16 protein-coding genes are annotated in these 16,344 nt (G+C 67.1%); 5 read left to right on the top strand and 11 right to left on the bottom strand.

Features of this window, described 5'->3' with window-relative positions; all coding sequences use genetic code 11:
- Positions 1 to 17: 17 nt before the first annotated feature.
- The gene (locus NWE53_RS17080) at positions 18 to 869 is read right to left on the bottom strand and encodes an NHL repeat-containing protein (protein WP_265050573.1); all 852 of its coding nucleotides are present in this window, start codon (positions 867 to 869) and stop codon (positions 18 to 20) included.
- 74 nt (positions 870 to 943) lie between these two features.
- On the opposite strand from NWE53_RS17080, the gene hydA reads away from it, so the two are divergent.
- The gene (gene hydA, locus NWE53_RS17075; protein WP_265050572.1) at positions 944 to 2,386 is read left to right on the top strand and encodes a dihydropyrimidinase; all 1,443 of its coding nucleotides are present in this window, start codon (positions 944 to 946) and stop codon (positions 2,384 to 2,386) included.
- An 18-nt stretch (positions 2,387 to 2,404) separates the two neighbouring features.
- On the opposite strand, the gene NWE53_RS17070 is transcribed toward hydA, so the two are convergent.
- The gene (locus NWE53_RS17070; protein WP_265050571.1) at positions 2,405 to 3,352 is read right to left on the bottom strand and encodes an N-carbamoyl-D-amino-acid hydrolase; all 948 of its coding nucleotides are present in this window, start codon (positions 3,350 to 3,352) and stop codon (positions 2,405 to 2,407) included.
- Between the two features lie 311 nt (positions 3,353 to 3,663).
- Here NWE53_RS17070 and NWE53_RS17065 point away from each other — a divergent pair, with 311 nt between their 5' ends.
- A complete protein-coding gene (locus NWE53_RS17065) occupies positions 3,664 to 4,641 on the top strand; it encodes a sugar-binding transcriptional regulator (RefSeq protein ID WP_265050570.1) in 978 nt (325 codons plus the stop codon).
- Between the two features lie 51 nt (positions 4,642 to 4,692).
- Here the strand turns inward: NWE53_RS17065 and NWE53_RS17060 are convergent, their stop codons facing one another.
- The 8 genes from NWE53_RS17060 to NWE53_RS17025 all read right to left on the bottom strand — a co-directional run bounded on the left by NWE53_RS17060 (position 4,693) and on the right by NWE53_RS17025 (position 13,082).
- A complete protein-coding gene (locus NWE53_RS17060) occupies positions 4,693 to 5,484 on the bottom strand; it encodes an inositol monophosphatase family protein (protein WP_265050569.1) in 792 nt (263 codons plus the stop codon).
- Positions 5,477 to 6,322, bottom strand: a complete 846-nt coding sequence (locus NWE53_RS17055; protein ID WP_265050568.1) for a phosphodiesterase — start codon at positions 6,320 to 6,322, stop codon at positions 5,477 to 5,479. Before NWE53_RS17055 ends, NWE53_RS17060 begins: the two co-directional genes overlap by 8 nt.
- 81 nt (positions 6,323 to 6,403) lie before the next feature.
- Positions 6,404 to 7,675, bottom strand: coding sequence for an extracellular solute-binding protein (locus NWE53_RS17050; RefSeq protein WP_265050567.1), 1,272 nt, complete (start codon positions 7,673 to 7,675; stop codon positions 6,404 to 6,406).
- Between the two features lie 99 nt (positions 7,676 to 7,774).
- Entirely contained in the window at positions 7,775 to 8,653 is an 879-nt protein-coding gene (locus tag NWE53_RS17045; protein WP_265050566.1) for a carbohydrate ABC transporter permease, read from the bottom strand.
- A complete protein-coding gene (locus tag NWE53_RS17040) occupies positions 8,653 to 9,576 on the bottom strand; it encodes a carbohydrate ABC transporter permease (protein ID WP_265050565.1) in 924 nt (307 codons plus the stop codon). The genes NWE53_RS17045 and NWE53_RS17040 overlap by 1 nt, the downstream gene beginning before the upstream one ends.
- Positions 9,577 to 9,578: 2 nt before the next feature.
- Positions 9,579 to 10,763 (bottom strand): ABC transporter ATP-binding protein, encoded by a 1,185-nt coding sequence (locus NWE53_RS17035; RefSeq protein WP_265050564.1) that lies wholly within the window; start codon positions 10,761 to 10,763, stop codon positions 9,579 to 9,581.
- Between the two features lie 81 nt (positions 10,764 to 10,844).
- Positions 10,845 to 11,666: a metallophosphoesterase family protein gene (locus tag NWE53_RS17030; protein ID WP_265050563.1), complete on the bottom strand. Its 822-nt coding sequence runs from the start codon at positions 11,664 to 11,666 to the stop codon at positions 10,845 to 10,847.
- Positions 11,667 to 11,840: 174 nt separating this feature from the next.
- Positions 11,841 to 13,082, bottom strand: a complete 1,242-nt coding sequence (locus tag NWE53_RS17025) for an MFS transporter (RefSeq protein WP_265050562.1) — start codon at positions 13,080 to 13,082, stop codon at positions 11,841 to 11,843.
- Positions 13,083 to 13,464: 382 nt separating this feature from the next.
- Here NWE53_RS17025 and NWE53_RS17020 point away from each other — a divergent pair, with 382 nt between their 5' ends.
- The gene (locus NWE53_RS17020; protein WP_265050561.1) at positions 13,465 to 14,175 is read left to right on the top strand and encodes an orotate phosphoribosyltransferase; all 711 of its coding nucleotides are present in this window, start codon (positions 13,465 to 13,467) and stop codon (positions 14,173 to 14,175) included.
- A 4-nt stretch (positions 14,176 to 14,179) separates the two neighbouring features.
- Entirely contained in the window at positions 14,180 to 14,815 is a 636-nt protein-coding gene (locus tag NWE53_RS17015) for a TIGR00725 family protein (protein ID WP_265050560.1), read from the top strand.
- Positions 14,816 to 14,853: 38 nt separating this feature from the next.
- Here NWE53_RS17015 and NWE53_RS17010 read toward each other — a convergent pair whose 3' ends face one another.
- Positions 14,854 to 15,348, bottom strand: coding sequence for a MarR family winged helix-turn-helix transcriptional regulator (locus tag NWE53_RS17010; RefSeq protein WP_265050559.1), 495 nt, complete (start codon positions 15,346 to 15,348; stop codon positions 14,854 to 14,856).
- A 45-nt stretch (positions 15,349 to 15,393) separates the two neighbouring features.
- Here NWE53_RS17010 and NWE53_RS17005 point away from each other — a divergent pair, with 45 nt between their 5' ends.
- Positions 15,394 to 16,284, top strand: coding sequence for an alpha/beta fold hydrolase (locus NWE53_RS17005; protein ID WP_265050558.1), 891 nt, complete (start codon positions 15,394 to 15,396; stop codon positions 16,282 to 16,284).
- Positions 16,285 to 16,344 lie beyond the last annotated feature (60 nt).

Genomic DNA, 16,344 nt, shown 5'->3' with positions numbered 1-16,344 from the left:
TTAGAACGCAGCAAGCGTCAGGGCGCGACGGGGAAGAGGCGCGTGATGCGGTTCGGGTTGGTCTCGGCGAGGAAGATGTCGCCGGACGGCCCGAGCCAGAGGCCATGGGCGCCGTTGAGGACCGGGCGGCAGCGGCCGAGCAGGGTGCCATCCGCCGAGAGCAGGCTCAGCGTCGGGATCGAATCGCAGACATGAATCCGGTCTTCCGCATCGGCGACGACATCCTGGGGACGCAGGAAGGCGTCCCATACCGCCAGCAATTCACCGTCCGCCGTGAAGCTCTGTACGCGGCTGTTCTCGCGATCGGCGACGATGACGCGCCCGTCGCTGAGCACGCAGATGCCGTGCGGCGTCAGGAAGGCGCCCGGTGCCGTGCCGACCGAGCCCCAGCTCGTGATCGGGGCGCCATCGGCGTCGAAGCGATGGATGCGGCCATTGCCATAGCGGTCCGCGACGTAGAAGCCCCCATCGGGCGCGAAGGCGATGTCGCTGGGATGGTTGAAGGGCTGGCCAGGACGGCGGCTCTCGCCGATCTGTCGCCGCACCTGGCCTTCGACATCGCAGAACAGGATGCGATGCGCATCGCGATCGACGATGGCGAGGCCGCCGCCGGGTATCGCCGCGATCTTGTGGGCATCGAGGCAGAGTGCCTCGCCCCAGCTCCGGCGAAAGCTGCCATCGGCCGCGAGCGTAACGACGCAAGGCCCCTCCTGATCGACGGCGCTGTCGCGGCGCAGCAGGACATGCACGAAGCCGGCCTCGTCGATTGCGAGATCGGTGATCCGGCCCGGCGTCGAGGGCAGGGCGCCCCAGGGTCGCTCGATGCCGAACAGTCTGTCGCCGAGCGCAACGCGCAATTCCGTTTTCATCCTGACCTCGTCGCCGTTTCGCGTGCTGTGAGCTGCCATCGCCTCGATGGCCCGGCCGCCCCGGGAGTAAGACCATGAGCGATTTCGATCTCGTCATCCGCGGTGGAACCGCGGTGACCGCTTCCTATATCGGGCCGTTCGATATCGGCATTGCCGATGGCGTCATCGCCGCGATCGGCGCGGGGTTGCCGCGCGGCCGGGACGAGGTGGACGCGCGGGATCTGCTCGTCCTGCCTGGCGGCGTCGATGCCCACGTCCATCTCGACCAGCCGTTCTCGTCGGGGGCGGAGATCGCCGATGGTTTCGACAGCGGCACGGCCTCGGCCGCAGCGGGCGGGACGACCACGGTCGTCTGCCATGCGCCGCAAATCCGCGGCGGCTCGCTGGCCGGTGCGGTCGTCGCCTATGCCGAGAAGGCGAAGCAGGCGCGGATCGACCATGCCTTTCATCTGCTGGTCAACGACCCGACGCCGGAGGTGCTGGAGCGCGAGCTGCCGGCGCTGGTCGAGGCGGGGCACCGCTCGGTCAAGATCTTCATGACCTATGACAGCAACCGCCTCGACGATGCGCAGATCCTGCAGACGCTCGCCGCCGCGCGCCGTGCCGGTGCGCTCGTCTGCGTGCATGCCGAGCATCACGAACTGATCGGCTGGCTGACGCAGGCGCTGCTGGCCGCCGGCCTGACGGCGCCACGCCATCTCGCCTGGGCGAAGCCCATGGTGGTCGAGCGCGAGGCGACGCATCGCATCCTGGCACTGGCCGAGGCGCTGGATACGCCGATCCAGATCTTCCATGTTTCGGGCGCGCAATCGGGCGAGGAGGTCAAGCGGGCCCAAATGCGCGGGCAGAAGGCCTGGGCCGAGACCTGCACGCAGTATCTCGTACTGGACGAGGCCGACATGGACAGGCCGGGCTTCGAGGGCGCGAAATTCATGATCTCGCCGGCGCTGCGCTCGGGCGCCGATCGCGAGGCGCTCTGGCAGTTCCTGCGCGACGGCGTCATCGACATCGTCTCGTCCGACCATTCGCCGCTGTGCTACGACGATCCGCGCGGCAAGAAGCAGCACGGCGAGAACGCGCCCTTCAACAAGATCCCGAACGGTGTGCCCGGTCTCGCGGCCCGGTTGCCCATTCTCTATTCGGAGGGCGTTGCAAAGGGCCGCATCGACCTGCGCCGCTTCGTCGACCTCGTCGCGACCAATCCGGCCCGGCGTTTCGGGCTGGCGCCGCGCAAGGGCGCCATCGCCGTCGGGGCGGACGCCGATATCGTGCTGTTCGATCCGAACCGCCGCGTCACGCTCACCAACGACATGCAGCATCACGGCAGCGATTACACGCCCTATGAAGGCATGGAGCTGCAGGGCTATCCGGCCGCCACCTACCAGCGTGGCCGCCTCGTCTTCGACGGCAAGCGCGTGCTGGCGCAGCCGGGGCAAGGGCAATTGCTGGCGCGCGGCCCCTATGCCGAGATCGTGCCGACGGGGCGGTTTCCGACGCCGTTCGACCCGTTCCGCTAACGCGGCCAAGGAGGGCGCTCAGGCGCCCTCCGGCTTTCCGAGCGGGGCGCCGACGCCGGTGCGCTCGGTGAGCAGGCCATAGTGCTCGACGCGGCGATGGCGGGCGAAATCGAAGATCGTCGCCTTGCCGAAACGGGTGTCGTCGAGGTCGCAGGCATGGACGAGCACGCCGTCCTCCTCATGAGTGAGCTCGCCGACGATCTTGCCGTCGGGCGCCGCGATCAGCGTGCCGCCGAAGAGATGGTGACCATCCTCGCTACCGGCCTTGGCGACGGCCACGACCCAGGTCGAGTTCTGATAGGCGCCGGCCTGCACCGACAGGCGGTGGTGGAAGAGGCGATCGGCCGCCGTCTCGTTCGGGGATTGCGAGTTGACTGACGGGGTGTTGTAGCCGAGCACGACCATCTCGACGCCCTGCAACCCCATGACCCGGTAGGTCTCCGGCCAGCGCCGGTCGTTGCAGATCGCCATGCCGAACAGACCGCCCTCGAACTCCCAGACGGGGAAGCCGAGATCGCCGGGCTCGAAATAGCGCTTCTCGAGATGCTGATGCGCCCGCTCCGGATCGAATTCGACATGGCCCGGCAGATGGATCTTCCGGTATTTGCCGACGATGCGCCCCGTCCGGTCGACCAGGATCGAGCTGTTGAAGTGGCGCCCCTCCGGGGTGAGCTCGGCATAACCGAAGCTCATGGCCAGCCCCAGCTGCTTCGCCTTGTCGAAGAGCGGCTGCGTCTCCGCACCCGGCATCGCACGCTCGAACCAGTGATCGGCCTCGGCGCGGTCCTCGCTGTACCAGCGCGGGAAGAAGGTCGTCAGCGCCAGCTCGGGATAGACGATGAAGGTCGCGCCCTGCGCCTTGGCCGCTTCCATCAGCGCGACCATCCGGTCGACGACTTGCCTGCGGCTTTCGGCCCGTTGAATCGGACCCAGTTGAGCGGCAGCGACGGTGACGAGACGTGGCACGAGGCGTTCCCCGATCAGATGATGGTTGCGGATCGCCCGATGGGTCTCAAGCCAGGCCCGCGAAGGCCGATGCGTCGCATTCGAGCGTGGCTTTTGCCAAGGCGGACCCTTGATTGTTGGACCATGCCCAGCCTTAAAGCGTCGCCTTCCATTCTTCATATGCTTTGTTTGGGAGCAGCTATAAGCCGGTGTTATGCTTTCTGGCGCCCGCGGAGCCGGAAGGCGGATCGGGCATGCGCCGTGAATGGCAAGTCCGGGTGCCGCGACGTTGCAACAGATGTATCAATCATAGTTACATTGGTTGTGTTCGCATGCCGCGGACAGCCGATCAGGATGCCGTGATGCCGGAGGATTCGCAGACCCAGGTCAGAGCAGCCTGGCTCTATTACAGGGAGGGCCTGACCCAGGCGGAGATCGCCGCTCGCCTGAAGATGACGCGGCTCAGGGTCAACCGCCTGCTGGTCGAGGCGCGCAGCAGCGGCCTCGTCAACATCACGATCAATTCGCGGCTGGAAAGCTGCGTGCGGCTGGAGCACGCCCTGGTCGAGACCTTCGGTCTCAAGGAGGCGATCGTCTTGCCCGCTCCCGATGATGTCGAGCAAGTCGCGGCGCAGATCGGCAAGGCTGCGGGCGAAGTCCTTTCGCGCATCGTCGAGGAGAAGCCTTCCGGCATCGTCGGCGTCGGCTGGGGCGGGACCCTGCGCGAGACGACCCGGCATGTCAGGGCCGGACAGTACCGAGATCTCACGGTCAGCTCGATGATGGGCGGGCTGACCTACGGCATCGAGCTCAACACCTTCGAGATCGCCGGCCGCTTCGCCCAGCTCTGGCAGGCGGAATGCCATTACCTCGCGGCGCCGATCTATGCGGGCACGCCGCAATCGCGCGACACCATCCTGGCGCAGGACGTGTTCGAAGCCGCTTTCGCGCGCATCCGGGCCACCGATGTCGCCATCCTCAGCGCCGGCGACCTGAGCGAGCGCTCGTTTCTCGTGCGCTACGGGCTTCCGCGCGACGTCAGCCCGGCCGAACTGGCGGAGCATGGCGCCGTCGGGGACATGCTCGGGCAATTCATCGACAGCCGCGGCGATCCGATCGACCATTCGATCAACCGCCGGGCCATCGCACTGCCGCTTGAGGGGCTGCGCCGCATTCCCACCGTGATCCTGGCCTCCGGCGGCAAGAACAAGGCCGCGGTGATCGCGGCGGCGCTGCGGGCGAGACTGGCCTCGGTCCTGATCACGGATGAAGACGCCGCCGCAGCAGCGCTGGCGCTGCATCGGGGCTGAAGCTGCAGGGTTCGCGCGAGACCCGGCCAGACCGTGGGCCGAGGGTTTCGGTCAGGCGCTTCGGATCGCCTCCAGAAGCTCCTCGTGGATCAAGCCGTTCGAGACGATCTTCTCCAGGTCTTCGTCGCGTGAATCGATGCCCGCAACCGTCGTCACCCTGCCGCCCGCTGCGCGAACCAGCGGCATGGCGGCGGCGTGCGAGACGATGTCGGCCTTGAGCCCGATGAAGGCATCGAGCTGGCCCGCCGCCACCAGCGACATCTCCAAGCCCCCGGAGACGATCACCCGCACGCCGCGGCACAGCCCTGCCAGCCGCCGGATCACGGCGCAGGTCCGTTCCGAATCCTCGGGCGAATAATGCGAGGTCAGGCAGATCGAGATGACGGCGTCGGCGAGGCTCGTCGTTCCGGAGACCGCGACCGGGCGTTCGTTGACGGTTGCCGGGCCGCCCTCGACATAGCGCGCTACGAGGCCGGCGAGCGGCGCATGCGTCAGGCCGAGCAGGGTGCGCCCCTGTTCCTGATAGGCCATGGTCACGGAAAACCAGGGCAGGCCGCTGGCGTAATTCACCGTGCCGTCGAGCGGGTCGACGATCCAGCGCGGCGCGTCGTGTGCACCGGAGAAGCCGGCTTCCTCCGACAGGATCGCGGCCTCCGGCGTCAATCGCGTCAGGCCGTCGATGACCAGTCGTTCGGCGGCGAGGTCCGCGGCGGTGACGACATCCCGGAATTCCTTGCGGCTGATGGCGAGCTGTTCGCCTTGCATCCGGACGAGCAACTCGCCCGCCTGCCGCGCGAGGGCGCCGGCTTCATCCAGCAATGAGAGAAGGCGGGTGTCAGGCATCTGCCGGAGCCGCCTGCTGCTTGCCGGGATAGGCGGGGTCGAGCAGGAAGGGCCGGCGCGGGCCGTAATCCCCGATCGGCTGGAGATGGCTGACGACGCCCGTCTCGGGCTTCCAGACATGGATAGCGATGGCGGGCGGCTCCATGACGAACATGTTCTCGGTGCCGGCGCGCAGGTCCAGCGCAACCTGATGGGCCGTTCCCGGCACGACATAGCCGATCGTGCCGGCGAAGCGCAGCTGGATCGGCCGGTGATAATGCCCGCAGAGCACGCGCTCGATCTCCGGGTGGCGGGCGATCAAGTCGACGAAGCCGGGCGAGACGCGGCAGGGCATGATGTCCATGCCGTCGACGCCGACGGCGAAGGGCGGATGGTGCATGAAGATCAGGGTCGGGCGCCCCTGGCCCTCGGCGAGGCGCTCGGCCAGCCAGGCTTCGCGCTCGGCGCAGATCTCGCCGCCATCCTCGCCGGCGATCACGGTGTCGAGCCCGATCAGCCGGACCGGAAAGTCCTCGACCGTGTAGTGCAGGAAGCCGCTCTTCGGCAGATAGGGAAGGTCCTGCCCGAGCTCCGCCGCGAAGCTTTCCCGCCGATCGTGATTGCCGGGCACGACATAGACCGGCATCGGCAACCGGGCGAGCTGCTCGGGAACGATGCCGTATTCCTCCGCCAGGCCGCAATCCGACAGGTCGCCCGTCACCAGCACGCAATCCGGCCGGGGTTCCATCGCCAGCACGGCGTCGATGGCCTCCCGGATCGCTGCATTGGTATCGACGATGCCATAGGCAGGTCGGCCATGCGGCCGGGCATGGAAGTCGCTGAGCTGGGCGATGATCATCGGAAGGCGTCCCGCATATGGAAGAGAGCGTGACCGCCCGGCCCGAAGCCGAGCGGTCGTATCATCAGCCGAAATCGCGGTTCACTTCATCAGGGCTTCGGTCTCGGAGACGATGCGCTCGATGCCGGCCTTGGGCTGGATCTCGCCACGCATCACGCCGGCGACGACCTCGCGCTGCTGGCGCCAGATGCGCACCGAATTGCCGCCCGGATAGCCTTCCCACGGCGCAGCGCGGGAGACCTGGCCGTTGATCGTGCGGAAATTGGCGTTCTCCTTGTAGAACGGGCCGAGGAACGCATCCTCGCCGGCGCGCAGATTGGTCGGCATGTAGCCGGCGGTCTCGACCACGATCTTCTGGGCTTCCGGCCCGGTCACGAACTTGATGAACTCCCAGGCCGCCTTCTGCTTGGCAGCGTCCTTGGCGGTGATCAGCGCGGCGTTGCCGCCCGTCGGCAGCTTGCCCTTGGCCTTGTCGTCGACCGGGAAGAGCGCGGTCTTCAGCGTGAAGCGGTCGCCGATCAGGTCGGTGACCTGGCGCAGGCGGGCGGGGGTGTCGAAGAAGATGCCGATCTTGCCGGCGATGAACTGCTGGCGCGACTGGTCCCAGTCGATCAGCGGCATGCCGCCTTCCGTGACGAAGCTGCGCAGCGTCGCCAGCGTCTTCTCGCCGACATCGCCGCCGAAGGCGACCTTCTTGCCGTCGGCCGACAGCATGGAATGCCCGCCCTGCAGGATGATGCCGCGCCAGAGCCAGTCATCCGGCCAGTCATGGATGTTGTAGGCGAGGCCGGCGGTGTCGCCGCTGCGGATCTTCTTGGCGAGCGCGACGAGATCGGCCCAGTTGTCCGGCATCTTCTCGGGATCGCCGCCGGCCTTCTTCACCAGCTCGGCGTTGAAATACATCAGCGGCGTCGAGGCATTGAAGGCGAGGCCGGCCTGCTTGCCGGCGACCTGGCCGAGCGAGAGCAGCGCGTCGGAGTAGTTGGCCTTGCGCCAGGCTTCCGGCTCGGCCTTGAGCAGGGGGCCGAGATCGACGATCTGTTTGCGCTTGTCGAGGGATTCGACCAGCTCGGTCAGCAGGTGGAAGCCTGAATAATAGACGTCCGGCAATTGGTTGGTGACGGACTGACGCAGCATCGCCTGATGCCCCTCGTCATAGCTCGCCGCAGGCGCCCGGAAATTGATCTTGATGTCCGGGTTCTTCTTCATGAATTCCGCGGCGATCGGCTCGTGGAACTTGGCGAAGGCCGGGAAGGCGTAGAGCACGTCGAGCGGGACTTGCTCGGCCCTGGCCGCCGTCGAGGCGAGGAGGGCGAGTGCTGCCGCGGCAAATGCTTTGCCGAGAGGTTTCATGCGTGATCTCCTTGGCATGACAGCGGTGCTGTCGGGGTTGGACGATGCTTCAGGCCTGAACGTCTTGCGGGGGGGCGCGGCCGGGTCATGCGGCGCCGGCTACTTCACCCCGGTCATGGTGATGCCGTCGATGAACCGGCGCCTGGCGACGAGGAAGGCGATGACGAGCGGGGCGGTGAGGATCGTCGCCGCCGCCGTGAGCGCGCCGTAGTTCGATCCGGTCTCGGCATCGGCGAAGAACATCATGCCGAGCGGCGGCGGCGCGAGCCTGGTGTCGGAGATGACGATCAGCGGCCAGTAGAGGTCGTTCCAGTGCGCCACCGCCGAGAATACCGAGAAGGCGGCGATGGCGGGCCAAGCGCTCGGCGTCACGATGCGCCAGACGATCTCGAACTCGCTCATGCCGTCGAGCCGGGCGGCGTTGATGATATCGTCGGGGAAGCTGCGAAAGAACTGGCGGAACAGGAAGATGGCGAAGACCGAGAGGAAGAACGGCACCATCATCGAGAAATAGGTGTTGAGCAGGCCGAGCTGGGCGAGCGCGATATAGAGCGGCATCGCCGGCACCTGCACGGGGATGCAGAGCCCGAGCAGCACCAGCACGAACAGCGCGTTGCGGCCGGGGAAGTTCAGCTTCGCCAGCGCGTAGGCGCAGGGGATGGCGACCAGGAGCTGCACGATCAGGATGCCGCCGCAGAGGATGACGCCGTTCAGCGCGAAGCGCAGCAGCGGCGCTTTCTCCAGGGCGAAGCCGTAATTCTGGATGCCGTAGAACTGCTTCGGCCAGAGCGAGATCTCGGCGTTGAAGATCTCGGCCGGCGGCTTGATCGAGGTCACCAGCATCCAGATGAAGGGCGCCAGCATGAAGATCGCCCCGGCGATCAGGACGCCATGGATCAGCACGAGCGAGAGGAAGCGACGCAGCACCGAATGGGCGGGCGTGACCGGGGCGGCGGCAGCGAGCGTGAGATCGGCCATCAGTAATGCACCTTCTTGTCGAGGGCGAAGGTCTGCGCGGCCGAGAAGACGAGGATGAAGGCGAGGAAGATGAAGGTCAGCGCTGCGGCGTAGCCGGTGTGGAAGTACTGAAAGCCTTCGAGATAGATGTTGTAGAGCAGCACCTCGGTCGAGCCGACCGGACCGCCGCGCGTCATCACCGCCACCGTGTCGAAGATCTTGAACGCCGTGATCATCGTGGTGACCAGCACGAACATCGTCGTCGGGCCGAGCAGCGGCCAGGTGATGGTCAGGAAGCGGTCGATGCCGCTGGAGCAGCCGTCGATATCGGCGGCTTCGTAGAGATCGCGCGGGATCGCGGTCAGCCCGGCGAGGAACAGGATCATGTTGAAGCCGAGCAACTGCCAGATCCCGATCACGGCGAGCGTCGCCAGCGCCGTCGAGGGCTCGCTGAGGAAGGCGACCGGACTGAAGCCCAGCCATTTCAGCAAGCCGTTGACCGGGCCGAGCGAGGGATGGAGCAGGAACTGCCAGACGGTCGCCATGGCGATCAGGGTCGAGGTCACCGGCAGGAAGTAGATCACCTCGTAGAAGGAGCGGCTGCGATGGCGCCGATGCACGAGCACCGCGATCAGCAAGGCACCGAACACCCCGCCGGGCACGACGATCGCGACATAGAGCAGCGTGTTGACGAGCGAGCGCCGGATGATCGGATCGGCCAGCGCCTTCTGGAAGTTGGCGAGGCCGACCCAATCCATGTCGACGCCGCCGAATTCGTAGTTCGTGAGGCTGAGCAGCAGCAGGACCGCGAGCGGGATCAGGATGGTCAGCAAAAGCAGGACGAAGGCCGGCAGGGCGAAGCCGAGCCCGGTGAAGCGCTCGATACGAAGCCTGCGGCGGGCGACCGGGGCAAAGTCTGCGGGGGATGCGAGGGCGAGCGTCATGCTCAGGCCCTCAGCGGGATGACGGAGCCGGTGGCGACGCCCTGGCCGCGCGGCTCGATGCGATCGCCATCGGCTCCGAAGATATGGGCCGCGGCCTCGTCGAAACCGAGCGTGACTTCGCTGGCCTCGTTCACGCCGGCTGCGATCGCGGGCGAGGTGCGCATGGTCACGCCCTCGGCATCGCGCCCGGCGAGATCGAAATGCAGGATGTATTCGGAGCCAAGATTCTCCTTGCGTCGTAGCCGCGCCGAGAACCACGCGCGTCCAGGTCCGGGCTCGCCATGGACGAGCGTCAGCGCCTCCGAGCGGATGCCGAGCGTGACCGCCTGACCGTGCGCCTCGGTGACCGCGAGCGACATCGGCCGGCCGAAGAGCTCGAGGCGCCCGGAGGTTCCGACGGTCGCGGGCAGGAGGTTGATCGCCGGGCTGCCGATGAATTGCGCGACCTTCAGCGAGGCCGGTTTCTCATAGAGCTGCGAGGGCGTGCCGAGCTGCAGGATCGAGCCCGAATCCATCATGGCGACGCGATCCGACATCGTCATCGCCTCGACCTGGTCGTGGGTGACGTAGATGAAGGTGGCGCCCAGCCGCTTGTGCAGCTCGGCCAGCTCGGTGCGCATATGGACGCGTAGCTTGGCGTCGAGATTGGAAAGCGGCTCGTCCATCAGGAAGACGTCGGGGCTGCGCACCATCGCGCGGCCGAGCGCGACACGCTGGCGCTGGCCGCCGGAAAGCTGCGCCGGCTTGCGGTCGAGCAGGTGCTCGAGCTGGAGCTGCGCCGCGACCGCCCCGACATCGGCCTCGATGCCGCGCATGACCTCGCGCCGCCGCGGCGACAGCCATTTGAGGAGCGGCAGGCGCTGCCTGAGCTTCAGCCGCGACATCGTCAGCGGCAGCGCGATGTTCGCCCGCACGCTCATATGCGGATAGAGCGCATAGGACTGGAACACCATCGCCACGCGCCGCTCATGCGGCCGCAGATGATCGACGCGATTGCCGCCGATGGCGACGCTGCCGCCGTCCTGATGCTCGAGCCCGGCGATGATCCGGATCAGGGTCGATTTCCCGCAGCCGGAGGGGCCGACCAGCGTCAGGAACTCGCCATCGGCGATGTCGAGATCGACGCCGCCGAGAACCTTCGTCGAGCCGAAGGATTTCGCGATGGAGGACAGTGCGACTTTGGCCATCTCGTTTCGCCTCTTTTGGGGCCCTGAGGGCTCTTCGGTGGGCGTGTCTTGCTCGGCCGCTGCAGGCGGCCGGGCGGAGCGTCAGGCGGCGCGCGGCGGGTAGACCTCCTGGATCACATCATCGATCCAGAGCGTCTTCAGCGCGGCGATCTCGTGAATCTCGGCGGAGAAATCCCGGCCGTCGAAATCATAGGAGACTGCGCCGAGGGTGGTCGTTCCGGCCATGCCGGGCTGCAGCTCCGGGCCGACGACGAAGCCGGAGGAAGGTCCCCAGATGTAACGCGTGCCTTCGACCGTGAAATCATGGGCGCGGTGCAGATGGCCGCTGGCGACGAAGGCGACGTCATGGCGACGAACGAGATCGAGCAGATGCGCGCGCGGCTGCGGCGGCACGCTCCAATAGCCCCGGTCGCCCTCATCCGGCGCTGCTACGAAGAGCGGGCGATGCAGGAACCAGCCGAGCCTGCGTCCCCGGGCCTCGGCAATCTGGCGGTCGAGCCAGGCGAGCTGGCGCTGCTCCTCCGCCTCGTCGCTGCCGAACAGCATGGAGTTGAGGCCGATCAGCCGCCAGCTTTCGAGGTCATGAACCCAGAAGTCCTCGCCGATATGGTCGCGCCAGCGGGCGAGCCTCCGGTCGTTGACCGGCTGGTGCGGGTGATGGGCCTCGCCGACATCGTGGTTGCCGGGAATGCTGAGCACCGGCACGCCAAGCGTATCGAGCAGCGCGCGGCAATGGCGCATGTCCTCTTCGACATCCGCGCCGTCGACCGTCACATCGCCGGTGTGGATGACGAGATCAGGCGCTTGCGCTGTCAGCCACGTTGTCAGCGGCTCCCAGTTGCAGGCGAAATGCTGCTTGGCCGGGCTGAGATGGGTGTCGGAAATCTGCACGACCCGCTGCATGGCTTCCCTCCGGAACACGCTGCCCGAGCGGGCAACGCACTGCCTCCGTGACGTGCGGGGCAGCAGTTTTGCCATGGATCATACAAATGAATGTTTGATGACACAAATGTATTATTGAGGCGAAGCCAACTTGCCCGCCTTGGCCTGCCAGGTCTCCAAATGTGAGGCCAACGCCTACTGCAGTTCCTCGCCACGTCGCTCCGGAATCAGGAACCACATGGCGACGATGTCGAGCAGATAGAGGGTCGCCAGCAGCGCGATCGCGGTCTGAAAGCCGTAGGCCGCAGCGATGGCGCCGACGACGACGGGCCCGAAGCCGCCGACGCCGCGACCGATGTTGAACAGGACGTTCTGGGCCGTGGCACGAGCGGATGTCGGAAAGAGCTCGCTGATCAGCGCGCCGTAGCCGCCGAGCATGCCATTGACGAAGAAGCCCATCACCGCACCCGCGACCAGGAGCTGCATCGGGTCGGTCAGGCGCGAATAGACGACGACCATCACGGCCGCGCCGAGCATGTAGCCGAAGAAGGCCGGGCGCCGGCCGATGCGGTCGGCGATATGGCCGAAGGCGAAGATGCCGAGCGCCATGCCGGCGATGGTGACGGCCGTCCACACCGCCGATTGGGTGAGCGCGAAGCCGAAGCGGGTCGCCAGATAATTCGGCAACCAGATCATCACGCCATAATAGCCGAAGTTCTGGACCGAGCAGAGGACGACCATGCCGAGGCTGAGCTTGGTGGTCTCCCAGTCCTTGACCAGCAGGCGCAGCGCCGATTCCTTCGGGCGGTCCTTGCTGCGGGCGACGAAGACCTCGGGCTCGTGCAGGGAATGGCGGATGAAATAGGCGGCGACTGCCGGCAGGATGCCGATGGCGAACATGCCGCGCCAGCCGATCGTCGGCAGCAGGATCGGCGTGGCGATGGCGGCGGCGAGCACGCCGACCTGCCAGCCGAGGCCGACATAGGACGAGGCGCGCGCCCGTTTCGAGGCCGGCCAGGCCTCGGCGACCAGGGCCATGCCGATGCCGAACTCGCCGCCGAGGCCGAGGCCGGCGATGGTGCGGTAGACCAGCAGGTCCCAATAGCCCTGGGCCAGCGCGCACATCCCGGTGAAGACGGCGAAGAGCACGATGGTCCAGGTCAACACGCGGACGCGGCCGATGCGGTCCGAGAGCATGCCGAAGCCGATGCCGCCGAGCACGGCGCCGATCAACGTCGCCGTCACCAGCGAGGCGGCCTGTGCCTGGCTGAGCTGGAGATCGGCCGAGATCGCCCGGAGCATGAAGCCGAGGATCAGGAGATCGAAGCCGTCCATCGCATAACCGATGGCCGCGCCCCACAGCGCCTTGCGAGCTTTAGAGTCGACGCTGATCGGCGCCGATGGTGCAGCCGCAGATGCCACCAGACGATCGTTCATGACTTCAGCCTCTCGTTCCCGTTACGCCGAAGCGATGCCGAGTCGCATGCCCAAGTCGGGGCGCGCGCAAATTTGCGATACCGGCCCGCCTTGTCACGCTGCCGGAGCCGGCGCAACGATCGATACGGTTTCTGCCTGTGGATGTGTCCGGAAATGGCTGTTCAAGCCGCGTCGTTCGCCGTCCGAGCCGCGGCGCTCGGGCCCGCATTTCCTGGCCACCGAGGAAGAAAGGCGCCGCCTCGCGCGTCGCGGTGGAAATGACGGCGCGGGGATTGACCTGCCGGGCGCGGGCGATCAGAAGGGGCCGTTTGCCAATTCGACCTGCCCCTGCGCCCTTGCCGTCCCCGGCGAGCGGCGTCGCTCAGCCTGGAGAGACCGCGCCATGCCCAACCTGTTCACCCCCACCGACAGGACCGTGATCGCGCGCGAAGCGGCCAAGATGCTGCTCGAGATCAAGGCGGTCCATTTCTACAGCGACAAGCCGTTCTTCTTCACCTCGGGCTGGGCGAGCCCGGTCTATATCGACTGCCGCAAGATCATCTCCTATCCGCGCCTGCGCTCGACGCTGATCGATTTCGCCGCCACCACGATCGTGCGCGACATCGGCTACGAGTCGCTCGACACCATCGCAGGCGGCGAGACGGCGGGCATCCCCTTCGCGGCCTGGATTTCCGACCGTCTTTCGCTGCCGATGCAGTATGTCCGCAAGAAGCCGAAGGGCTTCGGCCGCAACGCCCAGATCGAGGGCTCTGTCGTCGAGGGCGCGCGCACGCTTCTGGTCGAGGATCTCGCGACGGACGGGCGCAGCAAGGTGAATTTCTGCGAGGCCCTGCGCAATGCGGGCGCCGACGTCCAGCACTGCTTCGTGCTGTTCTACTACGACATCTTCCCGAAGAGCCGCGAGCTGATGACCGAGATCGGCATCAACCTGCACTATCTCACGACGTGGTGGGATGTGCTGGCGGTCGCGAAGGACAGCGGCCATTTCGAGCCGAAGGTGCTCGCCGAGGTCGAGAGCTTCCTGAACGATCCGGCGAGCTGGTCGGCCAAGCATGGCGGCATCTCGGCCTTCGGCGAAGAAAAGCCGGCCTGAGCCGGTGCTGCAGCTTCCGCAACTGCGCCTCGATATCGAGGGTGGGCGGCTGCGCGATGCTGATGGCCGGGCGTTCGACCTGGCCATGCGGCAATGGCGCGACGCGGCGGATAGCCGGGGCGGAGAGCCGGTCTCGGCTGCCCGCGCCTTGCGCTGGCTGCAACGCGAAAGTGGGACGCCGCTGCGCACGCCCGTCGCCGTGATCGGGACGCGCACGCCGACCCCTTCCCAATCCGTTGCGGCGGAGAGGATGGGCCGGCTGCTCGCGGAGCATGGCGTCACCGTGCTCTGCGGTGGCCGCTCCGGCGTGATGGAAGAGGTCTGCCGCGGCGTCGCGCAGGCGGGCGGGCTGTCGATCGGTCTGCTTCCCGATGACGAGCCCGAGGCGGCCAACCCTTATGTCACCGTTCCCCTCGCGACCGGCATCGGCGTGGCGCGGAATGCCCTGATCGCCCGGGCGGCCTGCTGCCTCGTCGCGATCGGAGGCGGCTACGGCACGTTGTCCGAGATCGCCTTCGCCTTGCAGTTCAAGCGGCCGGTCTTCCTGCTGGACGGCGCGCCCACCGTCGACGGCGCGCTGGCCTGCTCCGATGCGGAGGCGGCGCTGGATGCCGTCGCAGGCGTGATCCTCGCGCTCTGACCGGGGCTTCGGTTTCACGTCCGTCGAGGTTCAGCCGGTCAGCGGCCCGCGACGGTGCGGGCCTCGAGAGCCTTGGCGACACGGCGCATCGACTCACCAACGGCGCTGCACTCGTCGTCGCTCAGCACCGTCATCATGGCCTCGATCTCGGCGACATGGATCGCCATGGCCTTGCGCGTCAACGCCTCGCCCTGCGCTGTCAGCCAGAGCCGGCGCAGACGCCGGTCGGCTTCGTCGTTGCGTCGTTCGATCAGGCCGCGCCGCTCCAGCACGGGCAGCAGCATGCTCATCGCGCTGCGCCCGACCAGGAGCTTTTCGGCGAGGGCCTGCTGGGTCAGGCCCGGCGTATGGAAGATGTTGGCCAGCACGTCGTAATGCGCGAGCTGGATGTCCAGCGGCGCCAGCGCTTCGGTGAACACCTTCTCCCAGACGCTGTGCACGCGGGCGACGGCGAGCCAGTTGCGGAAGCGCGGAAGGTCCCAGGGCAGGAGCTGCGCTTGTGTCGCAGTGGAAAGGTCTTGCTTTTTGTTCATGGCTGAACATACTTGTTCATCGTTGAACAAAATCGAGACGTTCCCATGGCCGCTTCCGCGCTCCGTTACATGCGCCCGCTGGTCCTGGCCGCGAGCTTCGTGGCTCCTTCGGCAGCCGGTCGACTGGCTTTCCGATTATTCTGTACCCCGCCAAGGCCGCCGAGGCGAAGCGGAAACGGCAAGCCGGCTGCGTCCGCCGCCAGCATCAAGCTGCAGCACGCTGCCCAGCGCGCCATTCCATTCCCTTGCGGCAGCGTGCAGGCCTATGTCTTCGAGCCTGAAACGACCGGCCCGGCGCGGACGGTTCTGCTGATCCATGGCTGGACGGGAGAGGCGGCCTCGATGGCCGGCTTCGTCGATCCGCTGCTGGCGGCGGGTTTCCGCGTCGTCGCCTTCGATCTACCGGGGCATGGCGCCTCGACCGGGCGGGAGCTGAACATCCCGCTCGGCGTGGCCAGCCTCGCGGCGGTGGCCCGGGTCTTCGAGCCGCTGCATGCGATCGTCACCCATTCCTTCGGCGGCGCGATCGCGCTCGCGGCGCTGGCGGGCTCGGTCAGGGCGCACCCCCTGGTCAGCGCCGACCGGCTCGTGCTCATCTCGGCGCCTTCCTCGATCACCGAGATCACTCGCCAGTTCGGCACGGCCTTCGGCCTCGGCCGCCGTGGGCAGGCGGCGCTGGAGCGGCGCATCCATATCGTCGCGGGCAATCCGATCGAGGTTTTCGAGGGGCCGGCGCAACTGGCGGCGATCGGTTTGCGGACGCTGGTGATCCAGGACCGGGAGGATCGCGAGCTCGGTTTCCAGCATGCGCAGGCGCTGGCTGAGGCCGGTCCCTTCGTCACGCTGGAGGCGACGGAGGGGCTCGGCCACCGCCGCATCCTGAAGGCGCGGCCGGTGGCGGAGAGCGTCGCGCGCTTCGTTGCTGGGGCAGGGTAACGCGCCGTCATTCCGGGGCTTCGCGTAGCGAAGAGCCCGGAACCCAGAACTGAAGGCTTT

It is taken from the genome of Bosea sp. NBC_00550, from assembly GCF_026020075.1.
GTDB lineage: Bacteria > Pseudomonadota > Alphaproteobacteria > Rhizobiales > Beijerinckiaceae > Allobosea.
This window is presented reverse-complemented; position numbering and strand designations above follow the sequence as displayed.